Here is a 20755-nt window from a genome sequence, read left to right on the forward strand (position 1 = left end):
GCGCTTTCACCAATCAGGCGGGGCGATGACGATGGCGAAGTGGCAACGGAGGGCGGCAGCGGCGCTGGCGGCGATGTCGATGGCGGCGGCGTATGCGGCGAGCGAGCCGGCGGCTAATCCCGCGGCTAACCTGGGTGCAAAGCCGGCGAGCCAACCCACCGGCGCGCCGATCCCGTTGGCGCTGATCGAAGGCATGTCCGGCCCGTTCGCCAACGCGGGCGCGGCGGTGGAGCGCAACCTGCGCTTCGGCGTCGAGCAGGTGAATGCGCATGGCGGTGTGAAGCTCGCCGATGGCGCGCATCCGTTCGAACTGGTCGTGCTCGACAGCAAGGGCGGCACCGAAGAAGCGCTCACACAACTGCGCGCGGCCGCCGACCGCCATATCGGCTACATCATGCAGGGCAACAGTTCGGCGGTCGCCGCCGCGCTGATCGGCGCGATCGACAAGCAGAACAGCCGCGAACCGGGCAACCGCGAACTGTTTCTCAACTATTCCGCCGACGACCCGGCGCTCACCAACGCCAACTGCAGTTTCTGGCATTTCCGCTTCGACGCGCACGCGGGCATGCGCATGGACGCACTCGCCGATGTGATCCAGCGCGACAAGGCGGTGAAAAAGGTCTATCTGCTGAACCAGGATTACAGCTTCGGGCACGACGTCAGCAGCCTCGCGCGTTCGACGCTGGCGACGAAGCGTCCGGACATCGCGGTGGTCGGCGACGAATTTCATCCGATCGGCCGCGTGAAGGACTTCGCGCCGTACGTCGCGAAGATCCGCGCGAGCGGGGCGGACGCGGTAATCACGGGCAACTGGGGAAACGACCTGACGCTGCTCGTCAAGGCCGCGCGCGAGCAGGGGCTGGACACGAAGTTCTACACGTTCTACGGCAACAGCCTTGGCGCGCCCGCCGCCTTGGGCGACGCCGGCGTCGGTCACGTGATCGCGGTGGCCGACTGGCATCCGAACGCCGGCGGCGCGGCGTCCGACGCCTGGTACGCCGCCTTCCGTGCGCGTTTCCCGGCCGCGCAGGACGATTACCCGGTGCTGCGCATGCCACTGATGATCGAAACCCTGGCCGCGGCGATGACCCGCGCCGGCAGCGCCGACCCGACGGCAGTGGCGAAAGCGCTGGAAGGAATTCGGTTCGACAACGGCTTTCACGCCTCGCGGATGCGTGCCGACGACCATCAACTGATTCAGCCCCTTTACGTGATGGAGATGGACAAAGCCGGTACGCCGGGCGTGCATTTCGATAACGAGGGCTCCGGCTACGGTTTTCGCACGGTGCTGGCGCTGCCGCCCGAGCGCACGGTCCCGCCGACCGTTTGCAAGATGAAGCGGCCGTGACGCAGGCGGCGCGCGTCATCGCCCGGTACAGCAGGGTTCGCGGCCGGAATCGGCTGTGCTACAATACGCGTCCCGTTGTGAGGCAAGCCTTTATCCAAGGCGTGTCGGCAATATTTAAAGCACACGGGTAACCCACGGCACGGCCTTTCTTCCGTGACCGCCTGTCTAGTTCTTAAGGAAATCGACATGTCCGCAGTTGAAATAAGCAAGAAGTCCGAAGTCGTTGCGCAATTCGCACGCGCAGCTAACGACACCGGCTCCCCCGAAGTTCAGGTCGCGCTGCTCACGACCCGCATCAACGAACTGACCGTTCACTTCAAGGCACACACGAAAGATCACCACAGCCGCCGCGGTCTGCTGCGCATGGTGAGCCGTCGTCGTAAGCTGCTCGACTACCTGAAGGGTAAGGACGCGGATCGTTACCGCGCACTGATCGAGAAGCTGGGTCTGCGTAAGTAATCGGCCAGTCGTTCAGCAAGATGCCTGTGTCAGTTCCACTGATACAGGCATTTTGTTTTTGCACGGTGCGCTTCATGTGATGCGCGCCGGCTGTTCTCCGCAGTGGCGTGCCGGTTCATGCGGCGGGGGCAGGCAGGAGTAGTAAAGCAGTAGAGCAAGCAGCAAATAAGGGATTCATGGCCGGGCTTCAGGGGCGGAGCTTTGTGTCATTCCAGCGGTTCGCGCGCGTACTCGACGTAGGGCGTGGTTCTCTGGAATGGCATAACACTACTCTTCCCATGCGGCGCCGGTCCTGGCGTTGCCGCGCCGCTTCTGGTCCGCGCGGCATTACGAAGAGGAAAAGCAATGACTATGTTCAATAAGATCGTCAAAGAATTTCAGTGGGGACAACATAAGGTTCGCCTCGAAACCGGCGAAGTCGCTCGCCAGGCGAGCGGTGCCGTGATCGTCGACATCGAAGATACCGTGGTGCTGGCCACCGTGGTCGGCGCCAAGACGGCCAAGCCGGGCCAGGACTTCTTCCCGCTGACCGTCGACTACCTCGAAAAGACCTATGCTGCCGGCAAGATTCCGGGTGGCTTCTTCCGCCGCGAAGGCCGTCCGTCGGAAGGCGAAACGCTGACTTCGCGCCTGATCGACCGTCCCCTGCGTCCGCTGTTCCCGGAAGGCTTCTACAACGAAGTCCAGGTCGTGATCCACGTCCTGTCGCTGAACCCCGAAATCCCCGCTGACATTCCCGCGCTGATCGGCGCGTCGGCGGCGCTCGCCGTGTCGGGTCTGCCGTTTAACGGCCCGGTCGGCGCAGCACGCGTGGCCTACATCAACAACGAATACGTGTTGAACCCGACGCGTCCGCAAATGAAGGAATCGGCGCTCGACCTGATCGTCGCCGGTACGGAACGCGCAGTGCTCATGGTGGAATCGGAAGCAAAGCAACTGAGCGAAGAAGTGATGCTCGGCGGCGTGGTGTTCGGCCATGAACAAATGCAGATCGCGATCGACGCGATCCACGAACTGGTCCGCGAAGGCGGCAAGCCGGAATGGGACTGGAAGCCGGCCGCGAAGAACGAGCCGCTGATCGCACGCGTGGCGGAACTGGCGCAAGCCGACCTGCTCGCCGCGTACCAATTGCGCGACAAGCAAGCCCGTTCGACCAAGCTGAAGGAAGTCTACGCAGCGACGTCGGCTAAGCTGGAAGAAGACGCTGCAGCAGGCGGCACGGTGGCGGCCGACAAGGCCACCGTCGGCAACGTGCTGTTCGACATCGAGGCGAAGATCGTCCGGACGCAGATCTTGAACGGCGAGCCGCGTATCGACGGCCGCGACACGCGCACCGTGCGTCCGATCGAAATCCGTACCGGCGTGCTGCCGCGTACCCACGGTTCGGCACTCTTCACGCGCGGCGAAACGCAAGCGCTGGTGGTGGCGACGCTGGGCACGAAGGGCGACGAGCAGAACATCGACGCGCTCGAAGGCGAGTACCGCGAACGCTTCATGCTCCACTACAACATGCCTCCGTTCGCGACCGGCGAAACGGGCCGCGTCGGTTCGCCGAAGCGCCGTGAAATCGGTCACGGCCGTCTGGCCAAGCGCGCGCTGGCTGCGTGCCTGCCGAGCGCCGACGAATTCGGCTACTCGATTCGCGTCGTGTCGGAAATCACGGAATCGAACGGTTCGTCGTCGATGGCTTCGGTGTGCGGCGGCTGCCTCGCGCTGATGGACGCCGGCGTGCCGATGAAGGCGCACGTCGCCGGCATCGCCATGGGCCTGATCCTGGAAGGCAACAAGTTCGCGGTGCTGACCGACATCCTCGGTGACGAAGATCACCTCGGCGACATGGACTTCAAGGTCGCGGGTACGGAACAAGGCGTGACCGCGCTGCAGATGGACATCAAGATCCAGGGCATCACCAAGGAAATCATGCAGGTCGCGCTCGCGCAAGCGAAGGAAGGCCGTCTGCATATCCTCGGCAAGATGACCTCGGCGGTGTCGGGCGCGAACACGGTGCTGTCGGACTACGCGCCGCGCATGATCACTATCAAGATCAATCCGGAAAAGATCCGCGACGTGATCGGCAAGGGTGGTTCGGTGATCCGCGCGCTGACCGAAGAAACCGGCACGACGATTGATATTTCGGACGACGGCGTCGTCACCATCGCCAGCACGAGCAGCGAAGGGATGGCCGAAGCGAAGAAGCGTATCGAGAACATCACGCTGGAAGTTGAAGTGGGCCAGGTGTACGAAGGCACCGTGCTCAAGCTGCTCGATTTCGGCGCGATCGTGAACATCCTGCCGGGCAAGGATGGTCTGCTGCACATTTCCGAAATCGCCAACGAGCGTATCAAGGACATCAACGACTACCTGAAGGACGGCCAGCAAGTGAAGGTCAAGGTCATCCAGACGGACGAAAAGGGCCGCGTGCGTTTGTCGGCCAAGGCGTTGCTGAACGAAGGTGCAAGCGGCGCGCCGCAAGGCGAACCGACGCCGCAGTAATGCGGTAGCAGGACAACGGCCGGCAGCGCGAATGCGCGCCGGCCGTTTTTTATGAAGGGTTCAGGGTGGATTGCGTTGCAGGTAATTAGAAACGGGTACTCTACTTGTTCACCCCGGCATGCAACGCAATCCAATCTTGGAGTTGACGCAGATGAAAGCGATCGAAATCACCGAATTCGGAGCGCCGGACGTCCTGAAGCTGGCTGAGCGGCCCACGCCTCAGCCGAAAGCAGGCGAGGTGCTGATCAAGGTGGCCGCATCCGGCATCAACCGTCCGGACGTGTTCCAGCGCAAGGGCGGCTATGCGCCGCCGCCGGGCGCGTCGGATCTGCCGGGCCTGGAAGTGGCGGGTGAAATCGTTGAAGGTACGATCGACGAGAAGAACAACCCGTTCGGTCTGAAGGTAGGCGATCGCGTGTGCGCGTTGCTGGCCGGCGGCGGCTATGCGGAATACGCGGTTGCGCCGTTGCTGCAGTGCCTGCCGGTGCCGGCCGGTTTGTCTGATGTCGAGGCTGCTTCGCTGCCCGAAACGTTTTTCACGGTGTGGAGCAATGTGTTCGACCGTGCGCAACTCGGCAAGGGCGAAGGCGCACCGAACGAAACGTTGCTGGTGCAGGGCGGTTCGAGCGGCATCGGCGTGACGGCGATCCAGATTGCGCATGCGCTCGGCTTTCGCGTGTTCGCGACCGCCGGCTCGGACGAGAAGTGTCGCGCGTGTGAAGCGTTGGGCGCCGAACGGGCGATCAACTACAAGACTGAAGATTTCGTCGAAGTGATCAAGTCGCTGACCAACGATCGCGGTGTCGACGTGGTGCTCGATATGGTGGCGGGCAGTTACGTATCGCGCGAGTTGACGGCGTTGGCCGACGGGGGCCGCATCGTACTGATCGCGTTGCTGGGCGGCGCGAAAGCGGAGCTGAATCTGAACGAAGTGCTACGCCGCCGTTTGACGGTGACCGGTTCGACGCTGCGTCCGCGGCCGATCGAATTCAAGGCGAAAATTGCGGCGCAGTTGAAGCAGCATGTCTGGCCGCATCTCGAAGATGGCCGCATCAAGCCGGTGGTGCATCGCGTGTTTCCAGCCGCGCAGGCTGCCGACGCGCACGCGCTGATGGAGAGCAGCACGCACGTCGGCAAGATCGTACTGTCTTGGGGTCAGGACGCTTGACACGGTCGGTTTGACCCGATCCACCCCACGCAGTAAAATTGCGCGTTTTGCGCACGCCGCATGAATCCGAAAGGCGGACTGTAAGCGCAAACAAAGTCCGCCGCCAAGACAAGACGAGACGATGTCGAAACAACGAGCCAAGCTGGTAGTCGGTAACTGGAAGATGCACGGGCGCCTCGCCGAGAATGTCACGCTGTTGCAAGCGGTGGCGCAAGGCGCGGGCGAATTGCCGGCCGACGTGCGCGTCGGCGTCTGCGTGCCGAGTCCGTATCTCGCGCAGTCTCAATCGTTGCTGGAAGGCAGCCGGGTGGTGTGGGGCGTACAGGACGTGTCAGCGTTCACGCATGGCGCCTATACCGGCGAAGTGGCCGCGCCGATGGTAGTGGATTTCGGCGCCACGCTCGCGATCGTCGGGCACTCGGAGCGCCGTGCCTATCATCGCGAAAGCGCTGAACTGGTTGCGGTGAAAACGCAGCGCGCGCTGGAAGCAGGCTTGACGCCGATCGTCTGCGTCGGCGAAACGCTTGGAGAACGCGAAGCCGGTTCGACCGAGCAGGTGGTCGGCGCGCAACTGGACGAAGTGCTGGCGAAATTGTCGGTGCAAGAGGCTGCGCGGCTTGTCGTCGCGTACGAGCCGGTTTGGGCGATCGGCACCGGCAAGAGCGCGAGCTCGGAGCAGGCGCAGGCAGTCCATGCGTTCCTGCGTGCGCGTCTGGCGGCAAAAGGCGCGGCGGTGGCGGATGTACCGCTGTTGTACGGCGGCAGTGTGAAACCGGAGAATGCGGAAGAATTGTTCCGTCAGCCGGATATCGACGGCGGCCTGATCGGCGGCGCGTCGTTGAAAGACCAGGATTTCCTGGCGATCTGCAAGGCGGCGGCCGCAACGAGCGTCGCCGGTTAAGCAGGGCGCCTTGGCGAGGATGACCCCATCCCGCGCAACACGCAGTGTGTGGCGCGGTTAAATAAAGACTCAGGTGAGTGTGATGCTGTATTTGAAAACATTGATTATCGTCGTTCAGCTGTTGTCGGCACTCGGGGTGATTGGCCTCGTCTTGCTGCAGCACGGCAAAGGCGCCGATATGGGCGCGGCTTTTGGTAGCGGCGCGTCGGGTAGCCTGTTCGGCGCGACCGGTTCGGCGAACTTTTTGTCGCGTACAACGGCGGTGCTCGCAGCGGTGTTTTTTGTCACCACGCTGACGCTCACTTACCTCGGCGCGTATCGTGCGAAACCTTCCGCAGGCGTGCTGGGCGCGGCTGTCACCGCACCGATCGCGGCTTCGACTGCTTCGGCACCGGCAGGTGGCTCGGCTGTTTTGCCGGCGTCGACTGCGTCCGTCCCGGCGACCGACGTGCCGAAATAAATTTTCGTTCAAACGTGCTTTTGTGCGTTGAACAATCTGTTTAGACCAGTTACAATCTTAGTCTTGAAGCGATTCGCGGGTTTTATAAGTTGTTTTCCCGGATTGCATGCAGTGCCGACGTGGTGAAATTGGTAGACACGCTATCTTGAGGGGGTAGTGGCGAAAGCTGTGCGAGTTCGAGTCTCGCCGTCGGCACCAAAATGTTATCTAAATGCCAGCCGCTTGCTTCGCTTCGGCTGGCATTTTCACTTCTGGCGTGCGGCTTGCGTTGGGCTTGCGGCATGTGCGTTTCGGAAGTGATTTCGCGTCAGGAGTGCTATGCTCCTGACGGCACTCAGAACCAACCGATTGAGGATAGTCTTGAACCTCGCAGCCTATTTCCCCGTCTTGTTGTTCCTCGTTGTGGGCACCGGTTTAGGCGTAGCACTGGTCAGTATCGGCAAGATCCTCGGTCCCAACAAACCTGATACCGAGAAAAACGCACCGTACGAGTGCGGCTTCGAAGCATTCGAAGATGCGCGCATGAAGTTCGATGTGCGCTATTACCTCGTCGCCATTCTCTTCATCATTTTCGACCTTGAAACCGCGTTCCTGTTCCCGTGGGGCGTGGCCTTGCGCGACATCGGCTGGCCCGGCTTCATGGCAATGATGATTTTCCTGCTCGAATTCCTGCTTGGCTTCGCCTATATCTGGAAGAAGGGCGGCCTCGACTGGGAATGATGGATTAATCGCCGGTTTGCGTGGGTGGCCAAGGCTTGCCGCCCCGTCTGGAGTGGAAAGCAAATGAGTATCGAAGGGGTCTTGAAGGAAGGGTTTGTCACCACCACGGCTGACAAACTGATCAACTGGACGCGCACCGGCTCGCTGTGGCCGATGACGTTCGGTCTTGCGTGCTGTGCGGTCGAGATGATGCATGCGGGTGCTGCCCGCTATGACCTCGACCGTTTCGGCGTGGTGTTTCGTCCGAGTCCGCGTCAGTCGGACGTGATGATCGTCGCCGGCACGCTGTGCAACAAGATGGCGCCGGCTCTGCGCAAGGTCTACGACCAGATGGCCGAGCCGCGCTGGGTGATCTCGATGGGTTCGTGCGCGAACGGCGGCGGCTATTACCACTACTCGTATTCGGTGGTCCGCGGCTGTGACCGGATCGTGCCGGTCGACGTCTATGTGCCGGGTTGTCCGCCTACGGCGGAAGCGCTGGTGTATGGCGTGATCCAGTTGCAGGCCAAGATTCGCCGCACCAACACAATCGCCCGTCAATAAGGCCAACGCCTCCCCCACAATATGGCAAGCAAACTCGAGACCCTGAAAGCGAACCTCGAGGCGGCCTTTGGCGGCCTCCTGCTGAACATCACCGAAGCAATCGGTGAGTTGACGATCGTCGTGAAAGCTGGCGACTACCTCAACGTGGCAACGCGTCTGCGCGACGACCGATCGCTCGGTTTCGAGCAATGCGTGGATCTATGCGGCGTCGACTATCAGACTTACGCTGAAGGCGCTTACGACGGTCCGCGTTTCGCGGCCGTGCTGCATTTGTTGTCGGTGCAGAACAACTGGCGTCTGCGTCTGCGCGTGTTCGCACCGGACGACGAAGTGCCGATCCTGCCGTCTGTCGTCGAAATCTGGAGTTCGGTCAACTGGTACGAGCGCGAAGCATTCGACCTGTACGGCATCGTCTTCGAAGGCCACCCGGATCTGCGCCGCATCCTGACCGACTACGGCTTCATTGGTCACCCGTTCCGTAAAGATTTCCCTGTCTCCGGCTACGTCGAAATGCGTTACGACCCTGAAGAGAAGCGCGTCGTCTATCAGCCTGTGACGATCGAGCCGCGGGAAATCACGCCGCGCGTGATCCGCGAAGATCGCTATGGCGGTCTGAAACACTAAGAGAACGCCATGGCAGAGATCAAGAACTACACGCTCAACTTCGGCCCTCAGCACCCGGCAGCGCACGGTGTGCTGCGCCTCGTGCTCGAACTCGACGGCGAAGTCATCCAGCGCGCCGATCCGCACATCGGCCTGCTGCATCGCGCGACTGAAAAGCTCGCCGAAACGAAAACATTCATCCAGTCGGTGCCGTACATGGACCGTCTCGACTACGTGTCGATGATGGTCAACGAGCACGGCTATGTGATGGCGATCGAAAAGCTGCTCGGCATCGACGTGCCGATACGCGCGCAATACATTCGCGTGATGTTCGACGAAGTCACGCGCGTGCTGAACCACCTGATGTGGATCGGCGCGCACGCGCTCGACGTCGGCGCAATGGCGGTGTTTCTGTACGCGTTCCGTGAGCGCGAAGATCTGATGGACGTGTACGAAGCAGTGTCCGGCGCACGGATGCACGCGGCTTACTATCGTCCGGGCGGCGTCTATCGCGATCTGCCTGATGCAATGCCGCAATACAAGGCATCGAAGATTCGCAATGCCAAGGCGTTGTCGAGGATGAACGAGAACCGCCAAGGTTCGCTGCTCGACTTCATCGACGATTTCTTCACGCGTTTCCCGAAGTGCGTCGATGAGTACGAAACGCTGCTCACCGACAACCGTATCTGGAAGCAACGTCTGGTCGGTATCGGTGTGGTCAGTCCGGAACGTGCGCTGAACCTCGGTATGACCGGCGCGATGCTGCGTGGTTCGGGTATCGAATGGGATCTGCGCAAGAAGCAGCCGTATGAAGTCTACGACAAGATGGATTTCGACATTCCGGTCGGCGTGAACGGCGATTGTTATGACCGCTATCTGGTACGCGTCGAAGAAATGCGCCAGTCCACACGCATTGTGAAACAGTGCATTGAGTGGCTGCGTAAGAATCCCGGCCCCGTGATGATCGACAATCACAAGGTTGCGCCGCCGTCGCGCGTGGGCATGAAGTCGAACATGGAAGAGCTGATTCACCACTTCAAGCTCTTCACGGAAGGCTTCCACGTACCCGAAGGCGAGGCATACGCGGCGGTCGAGCATCCGAAGGGCGAGTTCGGCATCTATCTGATCTCCGACGGCGCCAACAAGCCGTATCGCCTGAAGATCCGCGCGCCGGGCTATGCGCACCTGTCCACGCTGGATGAAATGGCGCGCGGTCACATGATCGCCGACGCCGTGACGATCATCGGCACGCAGGACATCGTGTTCGGCGAAGTGGATCGCTAGGACGTATTCATCAGAGCGCGCCTTCAGATTGCACCGAAGCGCGCGTCAAGCAAAGGAACGCCGGGTCTGTCGCATCATGCAGCGCGCGACAGGTTTTCGTTCGGTAGGAATTGAAAGAGTCGTGTCTGAAAATGATCTCAGCTGAAGGCCTGAAAGAAATCGATCGTGCGATCGCGAAGTATCCCGCCGATCAGAAACAGTCCGCCGTAATGTCGGCGTTGGCCACTGCTCAGGAAGAGCATGGATGGCTGTCGCCCGAACTCATGCAGTTCGTCGCGAACTATCTCGGCATGCCGGCAGTCGCCGTGCAGGAGGTGGCTACCTTCTACACGATGTACGAGACCTCGCCGGTCGGCAAGTACAAGATCACGCTCTGCACCAATCTGCCGTGCCAGCTCGGCCCGGACGGCGGCTCGGACAGCGCTGCTGAATATCTGAAGCAGAAGCTCGGCATCGACTTCGGCGAAACCACGCCCGACGGCAAATTCACCCTGAAAGAAGGTGAATGCATGGGTTCGTGCGGCGACGCGCCGGTGATGCTGGTGAACAACCATCGCATGTGCAGCTTCATGAGCCGCGCGAAGATCGACCAGCTGCTCGAGGAACTTTCGAAATGACGTCTTTACACGATCGTCACATCAAACCGCTGATTCTCGCCGGCCTGAACGGCGACAACTGGCATCTCGAAGATTATGTGGCGCGCGGCGGTTACGCCCAGCTGCGCCGTATTCTGGAAGAGAAGATTCCGCCCGAGCAGGTGATCGCCGACGTCAAAGCGTCGGGTCTGCGTGGCCGTGGCGGTGCAGGCTTCCCGACCGGTCTGAAGTGGAGCTTCATGCCGCGTCAATTCCCCGGCCAGAAATACCTCGTCTGTAATTCGGACGAAGGCGAACCGGGCACGTTCAAAGACCGCGACATCCTGCGCTTCAATCCGCATTCGCTGATCGAAGGCATGGCCATCGGCGCGTACGCGATGGGCATCACGGTCGGCTACAACTATATCCACGGCGAAATCTGGGAAGTCTACAAACGCTTTGAACAGGCGTTGGACGAAGCTCGCCGCGCCGGGTTCCTCGGCGAAAACATCATGGGTTCGGGCTTCTCGTTCGAACTGCATGCGCACCACGGTTACGGCGCCTATATCTGCGGCGAAGAAACCGCGCTGCTCGAATCGCTGGAAGGCAAGAAAGGCCAGCCGCGCTTCAAGCCGCCGTTCCCGGCGAGCTTCGGCGTATATGGCAAGCCGACCACGATCAACAACACCGAGACGTTTGCCGCAGTGCCGTTCCTGCTTGCGATCGGTCCGCAGAATTACCTCGAGATCGGCAAGCCGAACAACGGCGGCACGAAGATTTTCTCCATCGCAGGCGACGTGGAACGTCCGGGCAATTATGAAATTCCGCTCGGCACGCCGTTCTCCACGCTGATGGAACTCGCCGGCGGCATGCGCGGCGGCAAGAAGATCAAGGCCGTGATTCCTGGCGGTTCGTCGGCTCCGGTGATTCCGGGCGACATCATGATGCACACCGACATGGACTACGACTCGATCGCCAAGGCTGGTTCGATGCTCGGTTCGGGCGCGGTCATCGTCATGGACGAGACGCGTTGCATGGTGCGCTCGTTGTTGCGTCTGTCGTATTTCTATTACGAAGAATCGTGTGGTCAATGCACGCCTTGCCGCGAAGGCACGGGCTGGCTGTACCGCGTCGTGCATCGTATTGAGCACGGGCTCGGCCGTCCGGAAGATCTGGATCTGCTGAACTCGGTCGCTGAAAACATCATGGGCCGCACGATTTGCGCGCTCGGCGATGCAGCGGCCATGCCGGTTCGCGGCATGCTCAAGCACTACTGGGACGAATTCGAATATCACGTCGCCCACAAGCATTGCCTCGTCGGCGGTCATGCCGGCGCAGCGGCGGCGTCGGAAACCGTAGCGGCTTGAGTCTGCGGATAAATAAGCAGATAAGCACGCAGAAGAACACGTCATCCGCGGGGTTCATCGCCTGAAACGGGCGATGAACGGGCGAACGATTGAGCGGTAACAGGTTAAGGAAGATTGACCATCATGGTTGAACTTGAAATAGACGGCAAGAAAGTAGAGGTGCCTGAAGGCAGCATGGTGATCCAGGCTGCGCATAAGGTCGACACGTACATTCCTCACTTCTGCTATCACAAGAAGCTGTCGATTGCGGCCAACTGCCGGATGTGTCTCGTCGATGTCGAAAAGATGCCGAAGGCGGTGCCTGCGTGTGCCACGCCGGTATCGGCCGGCATGATCGTGCGCACCAAGTCGGATAAGGCGGTGAAGGGCCAGCAAGCCGTGATGGAATTCCTGCTGATCAACCACCCGCTGGATTGCCCTATCTGCGACCAGGGCGGCGAGTGTCAGTTGCAGGATCTGGCCGTGGGTTACGGCAAGTCGGGATCGCGTTATAGCGAAGAAAAGCGCGTGGTGTTCCACAAGAACGTCGGCCCGCTGATCTCCATGGAAGAAATGTCGCGTTGCATTCACTGCACGCGTTGCGTCCGTTTCGGCCAGGAAGTGGCCGGCGTGATGGAACTCGGCATGCTGGGCCGCGGCGAGCATTCGGAAATCACGTCGTTCGTCGGCAAGACGGTGGATTCGGAACTGTCGGGCAACATGATCGATCTGTGCCCGGTCGGCGCGCTGACCAGCAAGCCGTTCCGCTACAGCGCCCGTACGTGGGAACTGTCGCGCCGCAAGTCGGTGAGCCCGCACGATTCCGTCGGCGCGAACCTCGTGGTGCAGGTGAAGAACAATCGCGTGATGCGCGTTCTGCCGTTCGAAAACGAATCCATCAACGAATGCTGGATTTCGGACAAGGACCGCTTCTCGTATGAAGGCCTGAACAGCCCCGAACGTCTGACTCAGCCGATGATCAAGCAAGGCGGCAAGTGGGTCGAGACCGACTGGCAAACCGCGCTCGAATATGTGGTGAAGGGTTTGAAGGGCATCAAGGGCGACCACGGCGCGAATGCGCTGGCCGCACTCGGCAGCGCCCACAGCACCGTCGAAGAACTGTTCCTGTTGAAGCAACTGGCGCAAGCGGTCGGCACGCCTAACGTCGACTTCCGTCTGCGTCAGTCGGATTTCTCCGCACCGGTCAACGGCACGCCGTGGCTCGGCACGGCGATCGCCGATCTGTCGAACGTCGACGCCGCACTGGTGATCGGTTCGGATCTGCGCCGCGATCATCCGCTGTTCGCCGCGCGTCTGCGTCAAGCCGCGAAGGGCGGCGCGAAGCTCACGCTCGTGCAGTCCAGCAACGACGACGCGCTGATTCCGCAAGCGGAGCGCGTCGTGGCAGCGCCGTCGGCATGGCTCGACGCACTGGCCGGTATCGCCGGTGCGGTGTCGGAAGCCAACGGCGTGGCACTGCCGGAAGCTTTCGCCGGCACGCAGCCGACGGATGCGAACAAGAAAGTCGCGAAGTCGCTCGCCACGGGCGAACGCCGCCTGGTGTTGCTGGGCAACAGCGCGATCCGTCATCCGGACTTCGCCATCATTCACGCCGCGGCGCAATGGATCGCGGACGCGACCGGCGCGACGCTGGGCTTCCTCACGGAAGCGGCCAACACGGTCGGCGCGCATCTCGTGAACGCGTTGCCGGGCGAGGGCGGTCTGAACGCTCGCGAAGTGTTCGAGCAACCGCGCAAGGGTTATGTGCTGCTGAACGTCGAACCGGAGTTCGACACGGCCAATCCGGCGCAGGCTTTGGCCGCGCTGAAGCAGGCCGAAATGGTTGTCGTGATGTCGCCGTTCCAGACGGGCGCGGAATACGCCGACGTGTTGCTGCCGATCGCTCCGTACACGGAAACGGCCGGGACCTTCGTCAACGCCGAAGGTACGGTGCAGACGTTCAACGGCGTCGTGCGTCCGCTCGGCGACACGCGTCCGGCATGGAAGGTGTTGCGCGTGCTGGGCAGCCTGCTGGGCGTGCCCGGGTTCGAATTCGACACCTCGGAAGAAGTACGCACGGCCGCTCTCGGCGACGGCGAACTGACGTCGCGTTTGTCGAACAAGACGGGCGCCACGGTTGCACGCGGCAAGGCGGCCAAGGCTGCGGAAGGCAAATTCGAGCGTATTGCGAACGTGCCGATCTATCATGCCGACGCGTTGGTGCGTCGCGCGGAATCGCTGCATCTGACGGCAGCGGCACGTGCAGCGAACTCGGTCGGTCTGCCGGCTGGGCTGTTCGACAAATTGGGTTTGAAGGAAGGCGACGCGGTGCGCGTGCGCCAGGGCGAGCAATCGGTGCAGTTGCCGGCCGTGCGCGACGCAAATCTTGCGGAGACGGTCGTCCGCGTATCGGCGGCTACGCCTGCCGGTGCAGCGCTGGGCAGCCTGTTCGGTGAACTGGTGGTGGAGAAGGCGTAAATGAGCTTGTTCGATACGATCAACTCGGGCGGCACCCAGCTTCTCGGTGTGGCATGGCCCACGGTGTGGGCACTGGTGCGCATCCTGGTGGTGGCCGTCGTGATCCTGCTGTGCGTGGCTTACCTGATTCTGTGGGAGCGTAAGCTGATCGGCTGGATGCACGTGCGTCTCGGCCCGAACCGCGTCGGCCCTGCAGGTCTGCTGCAGCCGATCGCCGACGTGCTGAAGCTGTTGCTGAAAGAAGTGATTCAGCCGGCGCAGGCGAGCCGCTGGATCTACCTGATCGCGCCGATCATGGTGGTGGTGCCGGCCTTCGCGGTCTGGGCGGTGATTCCGTTCCAGGCGGGCGCGGTGCTCGGCGACATCAACGCGGGTCTGCTGTACGCGATGGCGATCTCGTCGATCGGCGTGTACGGCGTGATCCTGGCCGGCTGGGCGTCGAACTCGAAGTATGCGTTCCTCGGCGCGATGCGCGCCGCGGCGCAGATGGTGTCGTACGAAATCTCGATGGGCTTCGCGCTCGTCGTCGTGCTGATGACCGCCGGCACGCTGAACCTGTCGGGCATCGTCAATTCGCAGGAACATGGCATCTTCGCTTCTTACGGCTTGAACTTCCTGTCGTGGAACTGGCTTCCGCTGCTGCCAATGTTCGTCGTGTACTTTATCTCGGGCATCGCCGAAACGAACCGTCACCCGTTCGACGTGGTGGAAGGGGAGTCGGAAATCGTCGCGGGCCACATGATCGATTACTCGGGTATGGCGTTCGCGCTGTTCTTCCTCGCCGAGTACATCAACATGATCGTGATCTCGGCATTGGCTGCAACACTGTTCCTCGGCGGCTGGAGCGCACCGTTCGGCTTCCTGTCGTTTATCCCGGGCATCTTCTGGCTGGTGCTGAAGGTTTTCTTGCTGCTGTCGGTGTTCATTTGGGCGCGTGCCACATTCCCGCGCTATCGCTATGACCAGATCATGCGTCTGGGCTGGAAGATCTTCATTCCGGTCTGCGTGGTGTGGCTGGTGGTGGTCGGCTTCTGGATCATGTCGCCGTTGAACATCTGGAAATAAAGGGCGGATGAACCCATGACCGCAATCCAAAACTTTTTCAAGACCTTCTTCCTCACGGAACTGCTCAAAGGCCTCGCGCTGACCGGACGTTACACGTTCCAACGCAAGGTGACCGTGCAATTCCCGGAAGAGAAGACCCCAATCTCGCCGCGTTTCCGTGGGCTGCACGCGCTGCGCCGCTATGAAAACGGCGAAGAGCGCTGCATCGCCTGCAAACTGTGCGAAGCGGTGTGCCCGGCGCTCGCCATTACCATCGAATCGGAAACGCGCGCGGACAACACCCGCCGTACGACGCGTTACGACATCGACCTGACCAAGTGCATCTTCTGCGGTTTCTGCGAAGAGAGCTGCCCGGTCGATTCGATCGTCGAAACGCACATTCTCGAGTACCACGGCGAGAAGCGTGGCGACCTGTACTTCACGAAAGACATGCTGCTGGCCGTGGGCGATCGCTATGAAGCGGAGATCGCGGCGAACAAGGCAGCCGACGCACCGTATCGTTGAAGCGCTTTAGTTAAGCAGTAAATGCAGCAATCACGGCCTGTTGTCGGGCCGGGCGCCGCGGCGTGAACGCCGCGGCACGGCGCACCTGTGCGGCTGTTCTGGCGGTATGCCAGCCACAGGTGCCAAAGAACAATGCCTGACGATGGCCTAACGATGAACCGGTAATCATGGAATTCACGACCGTACTGTTCTACATCTTCGCGCTGCTCCTGGTGGTTTCAGGGCTGAAGGTGATCACCTCGCGCAACCCGGTGGCGTCCGCACTGTTTCTGGTGCTGGCGTTCTTCAACGCAGCCGCGATCTGGATGCTGCTGCAGGCCGAGTTCCTCGCGATCCTGCTCGTGCTCGTATACGTCGGCGCGGTGATGGTGCTGTTCCTGTTCGTCGTGATGATGCTGGACATCAACATCGACGTGCTGCGCAAAGACTTCAAACGCTTTGTGCCAATGGCCACGCTGGTGGGCGCGATCATCGTGATCGAAACCGCGCTGATCCTCTGGCACGGTTACGGCGCAACCGCCACGGCGCTGCGTGACACCACCGCCGCCGCGAACGGCATGGGCGACTGGTCGAACACGCGCCTGATCGGCAAGGTCATCTACACCGACTACATCTTCGCGTTCGAAGTGGCCGGTCTGGTGCTGCTGGTGGCGATCATCGCGGCGGTCGCGCTGACCACGAGCCACAAGAAAGACAGCAAACGTCAGAACGTCAGCGAGCAGGTCAAGGTACGTGCTCAAGACCGTGTGCGCATCGTCAAGATGGCATCGGAAAAGACCGCGGCAACCGTCGCGGCGGAAGAAGCCGCAGCGGCGGCAGCAGCAGCGGCCGACTCGGCACCGGCTAAGAACAGCTGAGCGGACAGGAGATAGAAATCATGTTGACCCTTGCCCATTACCTTGTCCTCGGCGCGATCCTGTTTGCGATCAGCATCGTCGGCATTTTCCTGAACCGTCGCAACGTCATCATCATCCTGATGGCGATCGAACTGATGCTGCTCGCGGTGAACACCAATTTCGTCGCGTTCTCGCATTACCTCGGCGACGTGCACGGTCAGATCTTCGTTTTCTTCGTGCTGACGGTTGCGGCAGCTGAGGCGGCGATCGGACTCGCAATTCTGGTGACCCTGTTCCGTAGCCTCGACACGATCAATGTCGAGGACCTCGATCAGCTCAAAGGTTAATTTCAGGTAAAGCGGTTATGTCAACGACACTCAATGAAAACCTGCTGCTGGCGATCCCGCTGGCACCGCTGGCCGGCTCCCTGATTGCGGGGCTGTTCGGGAAAGCGGTAGGGCGAGCCGGCGCACACTCGGTGACGATCCTCGGCGTGGCGATCGCGTTCATCCTTTCGGCCATTGTCTACTTTCAGGTGTTAGGCGGCGCGAGCTTCAACGCGACCATCTACGAATGGATGTCGATCGGCAAGACGAAGTTCGAGATCGGCTTCCTGGTCGACTCGCTGACGGCGATGATGATGTGCGTGGTGACCTTCGTGTCGCTCATGGTGCACATCTACACGATCGGCTACATGGCCGACGACGACGGCTACCAGCGCTTCTTCTCGTACATCGCGCTGTTCACGTTCTCGATGCTGATGCTCGTGATGAGCAACAACTTCCTGCAGCTGTTCTTCGGCTGGGAAGCGGTGGGTCTGGTGTCGTACCTGCTGATCGGCTTCTACTTCACCCGTGAGACCGCGATCTACGCGAACATGAAAGCGTTCATCGTGAACCGCATCGGCGACTTCGGGTTCCTGCTCGGCATCGGCCTGCTGTTCGCTTTCGCCGGTTCGATGAACTACGGCGACGTGTTCGCGAAGCGCACCGAACTCGCGGCATTGAGCTTCCCCGGCACGGACTGGGGTCTGCTGACGGTCGCCTGCATCTGCCTGTTCATCGGCGCGATGGGTAAGTCGGCGCAGTTCCCTCTGCACGTCTGGCTGCCGGATTCGATGGAAGGCCCGACGCCGATCTCCGCACTGATTCACGCGGCAACCATGGTGACGGCCGGTATCTTCATGGTCGCGCGCATGTCGCCGCTGTTTGAGTTGTCGGATAGCGCGCTGTCGTTCATTACGGTGATCGGTGCGATTACAGCGTTGTTCATGGGCTTCCTCGGGATCGTCCAGAACGACATCAAACGCGTGGTGGCTTACTCGACGTTGTCGCAGCTCGGTTACATGACGGTTGCACTCGGCGTGTCGGCGTACCCGGTTGCCATTTTCCACCTGATGACGCACGCGTTCTTCAAGGCGCTGCTGTTCCTCGGCGCGGGTTCCGTGATCATCGGCATGCACCACGATCAGGACATGCGCAACATGGGCGGCCTGCGCAAGTACATGCCGATCACGTGGATCACGTCGCTGGTGGGTTCGCTGGCGCTGATCGGGACACCGTTCTTCTCGGGCTTCTACTCGAAAGATTCGATCATCGACGCAGTGAAGCTGTCGCATCTGCCGGGCTCGGATTTCGCGTACTTCGCCGTGGTGGCGAGCGTCTTCGTGACCGCGCTGTATTCGTTCCGTATGTACTTCATGGTGTTCCACGGCAAGGAGCGCTTCCGCGATCCGAAGCATCCGGAATCGCCGATGGGCATCGAAGCCGCGGCCCACACGCATGACGGCCATGGCCACGACGCTCATGGTCACGATTCGCACGGCCACGGTCACGACGACCACGCTCACGAGCCGCACGAAACGCCGTGGGTGGTGTGGCTGCCGCTGGTGCTGCTGGCGATCCCGTCGGTGGTGATCGGTGCGATCGGCATCGGCCCGATGCTGTTCGGCGACTTCTTCCAGCACGGCGTGGCGTTCGACAAGGTGATCTTCATCGGCGAAAACCATCCGGCGCTGCATGAGATGGCTGAAGAATTCCAGGGCTGGGCGGCGATGGGTCTGCACTCGGTCGCGGGTCTGCCGGTCTGGCTGGCGCTCGCGGGTGTGGTGGTCGCATGGTTCCTGTACCTGATTCGTCCGGATTTGCCCGCTGTCATCAAGCGCGCGTTCGGTCCGATCTACACGCTGCTCGATAACAAGTACTACATGGACAAGATCAACGAAGTCGTGTTTGCGCGGGGCGCCGTGGCAATTGGCCGTGGTCTCTGGAAGGAAGGCGACGTCGTGGTGATCGACGGCATCGTCAACGGCAGCGCACGCTTTATCGGCTGGTTCGCCGGCGTGATCCGTTTCCTCCAATCCGGCTACATCTACCACTACGCGTTCGCCATGATTATCGGCATGTTGGGGCTCCTGACCCTGTTTGTAACGCTCGGCGGCAAATAAGGCGAGGGACACTAATGCACGCTTATCCGATTCTCAGTATTGCGATCTGGTTGCCGATCCTCGTCGGCCTCCTGGTCCTGGCCATCGGTTCCGACCAGAACCCGGCTCCCGCGCGCTGGATTGCGCTGATCGGTTCGGTCGTCAGCTTTCTCGTGACGATTCCGCTGATTACCGGTTTTGATTCGAGCACCGCCGATCTGCAGTTCGTCGAAAAGGCGAGCTGGATCGAGCGCTTCAATATCACGTATCACCTGGGTGTCGATGGCATCTCGATGTGGTTCGTCGTGTTGACCGCATTGATCACGGTGATCGTCGTGATCGCCGCGTGGGAAGTGATTACCAAGAACGTGGGTCAGTACCTGGCCGCGTTCCTGATCCTGTCGGGCATCATGGTCGGCGTGTTCAGCTCGGCCGACGGCATGCTGTTCTACGTGTTCTTCGAAGCGACGCTGATTCCGATGTACATCATCATCGGCGTGTGGGGCGGGGCGAACCGTGTGTACGCGGCCTTCAAGTTCTTCCTGTACACGCTGATGGGCTCGCTGTTGATGCTGGTCGCGTTGCTGTACCTGTACATCGAGACCGGCACGTTCGACCTCGCCACGTGGCAGCATGCGCAGATCGCCATGACGCCTCAGGTGCTGATATTCATAGCGTTCTTCATGGCCTTCGCCGTGAAGGTGCCGATGTGGCCGGTTCACACGTGGTTGCCTGACGCCCACGTGGAAGCGCCGACCGGCGGCTCGGTCGTGCTGGCCGCGATCATGCTGAAGCTCGGCGCATATGGTTTCGTGCGCTTCTCGCTCCCGATCACGCCGGACGCGAGCCACTTCCTGGCGCCGGTCGTCATCACGCTGTCGCTGATCGCGGTGATCTACATCGGTCTCGTCGCGATGGTGCAGACGGACATGAAGAAGCTGGTCGCGTATTCGTCGATCGCGCACATGGGTTTCGTGACGCTCGGCTTCTTCATCTTCAACCAGCTCGGCGTGGAAGGCGCGATCGTGCAGATGATCTCGCACGGCTTCGTGTCGGGCGCGATGTTCCTGAGCATCGGCGTGCTGTACGACCGTATGCATTCGCGTCAGATCGCCGATTACGGCGGTGTCGTCAACGTGATGCCGAAGTTCGCGGCGTTCGTCATGCTGTTCTCCATGGCGAATTGCGGCCTGCCGGGCACCTCGGGTTTCGTCGGCGAATTCATGGTGATTCTGGCTGCGGTCCAGTACAACTTCTGGATTGCGGGTGGCGCGGCATTCACGCTGATTCTCGGCGCGGCCTACACGCTGTGGATGTACAAGCGCGTGTACTTCGGCGCGATCGCCAACGATCACGTGAAGGGTCTGCTCGACATCAACCGTCGCGAGTTTTTCATGCTGGCAGTGCTCGCCGCACTGACGCTGTTCATGGGCCTGTATCCGAAGCCCTTTACCGATGTGATGCACGTATCCGTGGAAAACCTCCTCTCCCACGTTGCGCAGTCAAAGCTGCCGTTGCCTCAGTAACGCCGAGCGGAGGAATTTAAA

General features: G+C 61.0%; 19 protein-coding genes and 1 tRNA gene. All 20 read left to right on the forward strand.

The window, feature by feature from the left end; translation table 11 throughout:
- Nucleotides 1-25: 25 nt before the first annotated feature.
- The gene (locus tag HF916_RS33685; protein WP_168793151.1) at nt 26-1348 is read left to right on the forward strand and encodes a branched-chain amino acid ABC transporter substrate-binding protein; all 1323 of its coding nucleotides are present in this window, start codon (nt 26-28) and stop codon (nt 1346-1348) included.
- Nucleotides 1349-1534: 186 nt separating this feature from the next.
- The gene (gene rpsO, locus HF916_RS33690; RefSeq protein ID WP_168793152.1) at nt 1535-1807 is read left to right on the forward strand and encodes a 30S ribosomal protein S15; all 273 of its coding nucleotides are present in this window, start codon (nt 1535-1537) and stop codon (nt 1805-1807) included.
- Between the two features lie 345 nt (nt 1808-2152).
- A complete protein-coding gene (gene pnp, locus HF916_RS33695) occupies nt 2153-4300 on the forward strand; it encodes a polyribonucleotide nucleotidyltransferase (RefSeq protein WP_168793153.1) in 2148 nt (715 codons plus the stop codon).
- A 151-nt stretch (nt 4301-4451) separates the two neighbouring features.
- Nucleotides 4452-5468: an NAD(P)H-quinone oxidoreductase gene (locus HF916_RS33700; protein WP_168793154.1), complete on the forward strand. Its 1017-nt coding sequence runs from the start codon at nt 4452-4454 to the stop codon at nt 5466-5468.
- A gap of 121 nt (nt 5469-5589) precedes the next feature.
- Entirely contained in the window at nt 5590-6369 is a 780-nt protein-coding gene (gene tpiA / locus HF916_RS33705) for a triose-phosphate isomerase (RefSeq protein WP_168793155.1), read from the forward strand.
- 82 nt (nt 6370-6451) lie between these two features.
- Nucleotides 6452-6829, forward strand: coding sequence for a preprotein translocase subunit SecG (secG, locus tag HF916_RS33710; protein WP_168793156.1), 378 nt, complete (start codon nt 6452-6454; stop codon nt 6827-6829).
- A gap of 113 nt (nt 6830-6942) precedes the next feature.
- Nucleotides 6943-7027 (forward strand) — tRNA-Leu (locus HF916_RS33715).
- A gap of 162 nt (nt 7028-7189) precedes the next feature.
- Nucleotides 7190-7549: an NADH-quinone oxidoreductase subunit A gene (locus HF916_RS33720; protein ID WP_013339872.1), complete on the forward strand. Its 360-nt coding sequence runs from the start codon at nt 7190-7192 to the stop codon at nt 7547-7549.
- Nucleotides 7550-7612: 63 nt separating this feature from the next.
- Entirely contained in the window at nt 7613-8092 is a 480-nt protein-coding gene (locus tag HF916_RS33725) for a NuoB/complex I 20 kDa subunit family protein (RefSeq protein ID WP_006052903.1), read from the forward strand.
- A gap of 21 nt (nt 8093-8113) precedes the next feature.
- Entirely contained in the window at nt 8114-8716 is a 603-nt protein-coding gene (locus HF916_RS33730; protein WP_168793157.1) for an NADH-quinone oxidoreductase subunit C, read from the forward strand.
- A 9-nt stretch (nt 8717-8725) separates the two neighbouring features.
- The gene (locus HF916_RS33735; protein ID WP_168793158.1) at nt 8726-9979 is read left to right on the forward strand and encodes an NADH-quinone oxidoreductase subunit D; all 1254 of its coding nucleotides are present in this window, start codon (nt 8726-8728) and stop codon (nt 9977-9979) included.
- 131 nt (nt 9980-10110) lie between these two features.
- Nucleotides 10111-10596 carry an NADH-quinone oxidoreductase subunit NuoE gene (gene nuoE, locus HF916_RS33740; protein WP_168793159.1) on the forward strand — a complete coding sequence of 162 codons (486 nt, stop codon included), beginning with the start codon at nt 10111-10113 and terminating at the stop codon, nt 10594-10596.
- Nucleotides 10593-11921, forward strand: a complete 1329-nt coding sequence (gene nuoF, locus HF916_RS33745) for an NADH-quinone oxidoreductase subunit NuoF (RefSeq protein ID WP_168793160.1) — start codon at nt 10593-10595, stop codon at nt 11919-11921. The genes nuoE and nuoF overlap by 4 nt, the downstream gene beginning before the upstream one ends.
- Nucleotides 11922-12044: 123 nt before the next feature.
- The gene (gene nuoG / locus HF916_RS33750) at nt 12045-14378 is read left to right on the forward strand and encodes an NADH-quinone oxidoreductase subunit NuoG (protein ID WP_168793161.1); all 2334 of its coding nucleotides are present in this window, start codon (nt 12045-12047) and stop codon (nt 14376-14378) included.
- Nucleotides 14379-15443: an NADH-quinone oxidoreductase subunit NuoH gene (nuoH, locus tag HF916_RS33755; protein ID WP_168793162.1), complete on the forward strand. Its 1065-nt coding sequence runs from the start codon at nt 14379-14381 to the stop codon at nt 15441-15443.
- Between the two features lie 15 nt (nt 15444-15458).
- Nucleotides 15459-15947: an NADH-quinone oxidoreductase subunit NuoI gene (gene nuoI, locus HF916_RS33760; RefSeq protein ID WP_012432383.1), complete on the forward strand. Its 489-nt coding sequence runs from the start codon at nt 15459-15461 to the stop codon at nt 15945-15947.
- A 167-nt stretch (nt 15948-16114) separates the two neighbouring features.
- Nucleotides 16115-16804 (forward strand): NADH-quinone oxidoreductase subunit J, encoded by a 690-nt coding sequence (locus HF916_RS33765; RefSeq protein WP_168793163.1) that lies wholly within the window; start codon nt 16115-16117, stop codon nt 16802-16804.
- A gap of 20 nt (nt 16805-16824) precedes the next feature.
- On the forward strand, nt 16825-17130 hold the full coding sequence (gene nuoK, locus HF916_RS33770; RefSeq protein WP_006052894.1) for an NADH-quinone oxidoreductase subunit NuoK: 306 nt from the start codon (nt 16825-16827) through the stop codon (nt 17128-17130).
- Between the two features lie 17 nt (nt 17131-17147).
- Nucleotides 17148-19229, forward strand: a complete 2082-nt coding sequence (gene nuoL / locus HF916_RS33775; protein WP_168793164.1) for an NADH-quinone oxidoreductase subunit L — start codon at nt 17148-17150, stop codon at nt 19227-19229.
- 14 nt (nt 19230-19243) lie between these two features.
- Nucleotides 19244-20734 carry an NADH-quinone oxidoreductase subunit M gene (locus HF916_RS33780; protein ID WP_168793165.1) on the forward strand — a complete coding sequence of 497 codons (1491 nt, stop codon included), beginning with the start codon at nt 19244-19246 and terminating at the stop codon, nt 20732-20734.
- Nucleotides 20735-20755 lie beyond the last annotated feature (21 nt).

The sequence above is a fragment of the Paraburkholderia aromaticivorans genome (assembly GCF_012689525.1).
GTDB lineage: Bacteria > Pseudomonadota > Gammaproteobacteria > Burkholderiales > Burkholderiaceae > Paraburkholderia > Paraburkholderia aromaticivorans_A.

Coding starts and splice junctions, on each gene's coding strand:
- secG (WP_168793156.1), top strand. CDS start 6,452: ATGCTGTATTTGAAAACATTGATTATCGTCGTTCAGCTGTTGTCGGCA.
- HF916_RS33765 (WP_168793163.1), top strand. CDS start 16,115: ATGGAATTCACGACCGTACTGTTCTACATCTTCGCGCTGCTCCTGGTG.
- nuoF (WP_168793160.1), top strand. CDS start 10,593: ATGACGTCTTTACACGATCGTCACATCAAACCGCTGATTCTCGCCGGC.
- HF916_RS33735 (WP_168793158.1), top strand. CDS start 8,726: ATGGCAGAGATCAAGAACTACACGCTCAACTTCGGCCCTCAGCACCCG.
- HF916_RS33780 (WP_168793165.1), top strand. CDS start 19,244: ATGCACGCTTATCCGATTCTCAGTATTGCGATCTGGTTGCCGATCCTC.
- HF916_RS33685 (WP_168793151.1), top strand. CDS start 26: ATGACGATGGCGAAGTGGCAACGGAGGGCGGCAGCGGCGCTGGCGGCG.
- nuoK (WP_006052894.1), top strand. CDS start 16,825: ATGTTGACCCTTGCCCATTACCTTGTCCTCGGCGCGATCCTGTTTGCG.
- HF916_RS33725 (WP_006052903.1), top strand. CDS start 7,613: ATGAGTATCGAAGGGGTCTTGAAGGAAGGGTTTGTCACCACCACGGCT.
- HF916_RS33700 (WP_168793154.1), top strand. CDS start 4,452: ATGAAAGCGATCGAAATCACCGAATTCGGAGCGCCGGACGTCCTGAAG.
- rpsO (WP_168793152.1), top strand. CDS start 1,535: ATGTCCGCAGTTGAAATAAGCAAGAAGTCCGAAGTCGTTGCGCAATTC.
- pnp (WP_168793153.1), top strand. CDS start 2,153: ATGACTATGTTCAATAAGATCGTCAAAGAATTTCAGTGGGGACAACAT.
- HF916_RS33730 (WP_168793157.1), top strand. CDS start 8,114: ATGGCAAGCAAACTCGAGACCCTGAAAGCGAACCTCGAGGCGGCCTTT.
- nuoH (WP_168793162.1), top strand. CDS start 14,379: ATGAGCTTGTTCGATACGATCAACTCGGGCGGCACCCAGCTTCTCGGT.
- nuoE (WP_168793159.1), top strand. CDS start 10,111: ATGATCTCAGCTGAAGGCCTGAAAGAAATCGATCGTGCGATCGCGAAG.
- nuoL (WP_168793164.1), top strand. CDS start 17,148: ATGTCAACGACACTCAATGAAAACCTGCTGCTGGCGATCCCGCTGGCA.
- tpiA (WP_168793155.1), top strand. CDS start 5,590: ATGTCGAAACAACGAGCCAAGCTGGTAGTCGGTAACTGGAAGATGCAC.
- nuoG (WP_168793161.1), top strand. CDS start 12,045: ATGGTTGAACTTGAAATAGACGGCAAGAAAGTAGAGGTGCCTGAAGGC.
- nuoI (WP_012432383.1), top strand. CDS start 15,459: ATGACCGCAATCCAAAACTTTTTCAAGACCTTCTTCCTCACGGAACTG.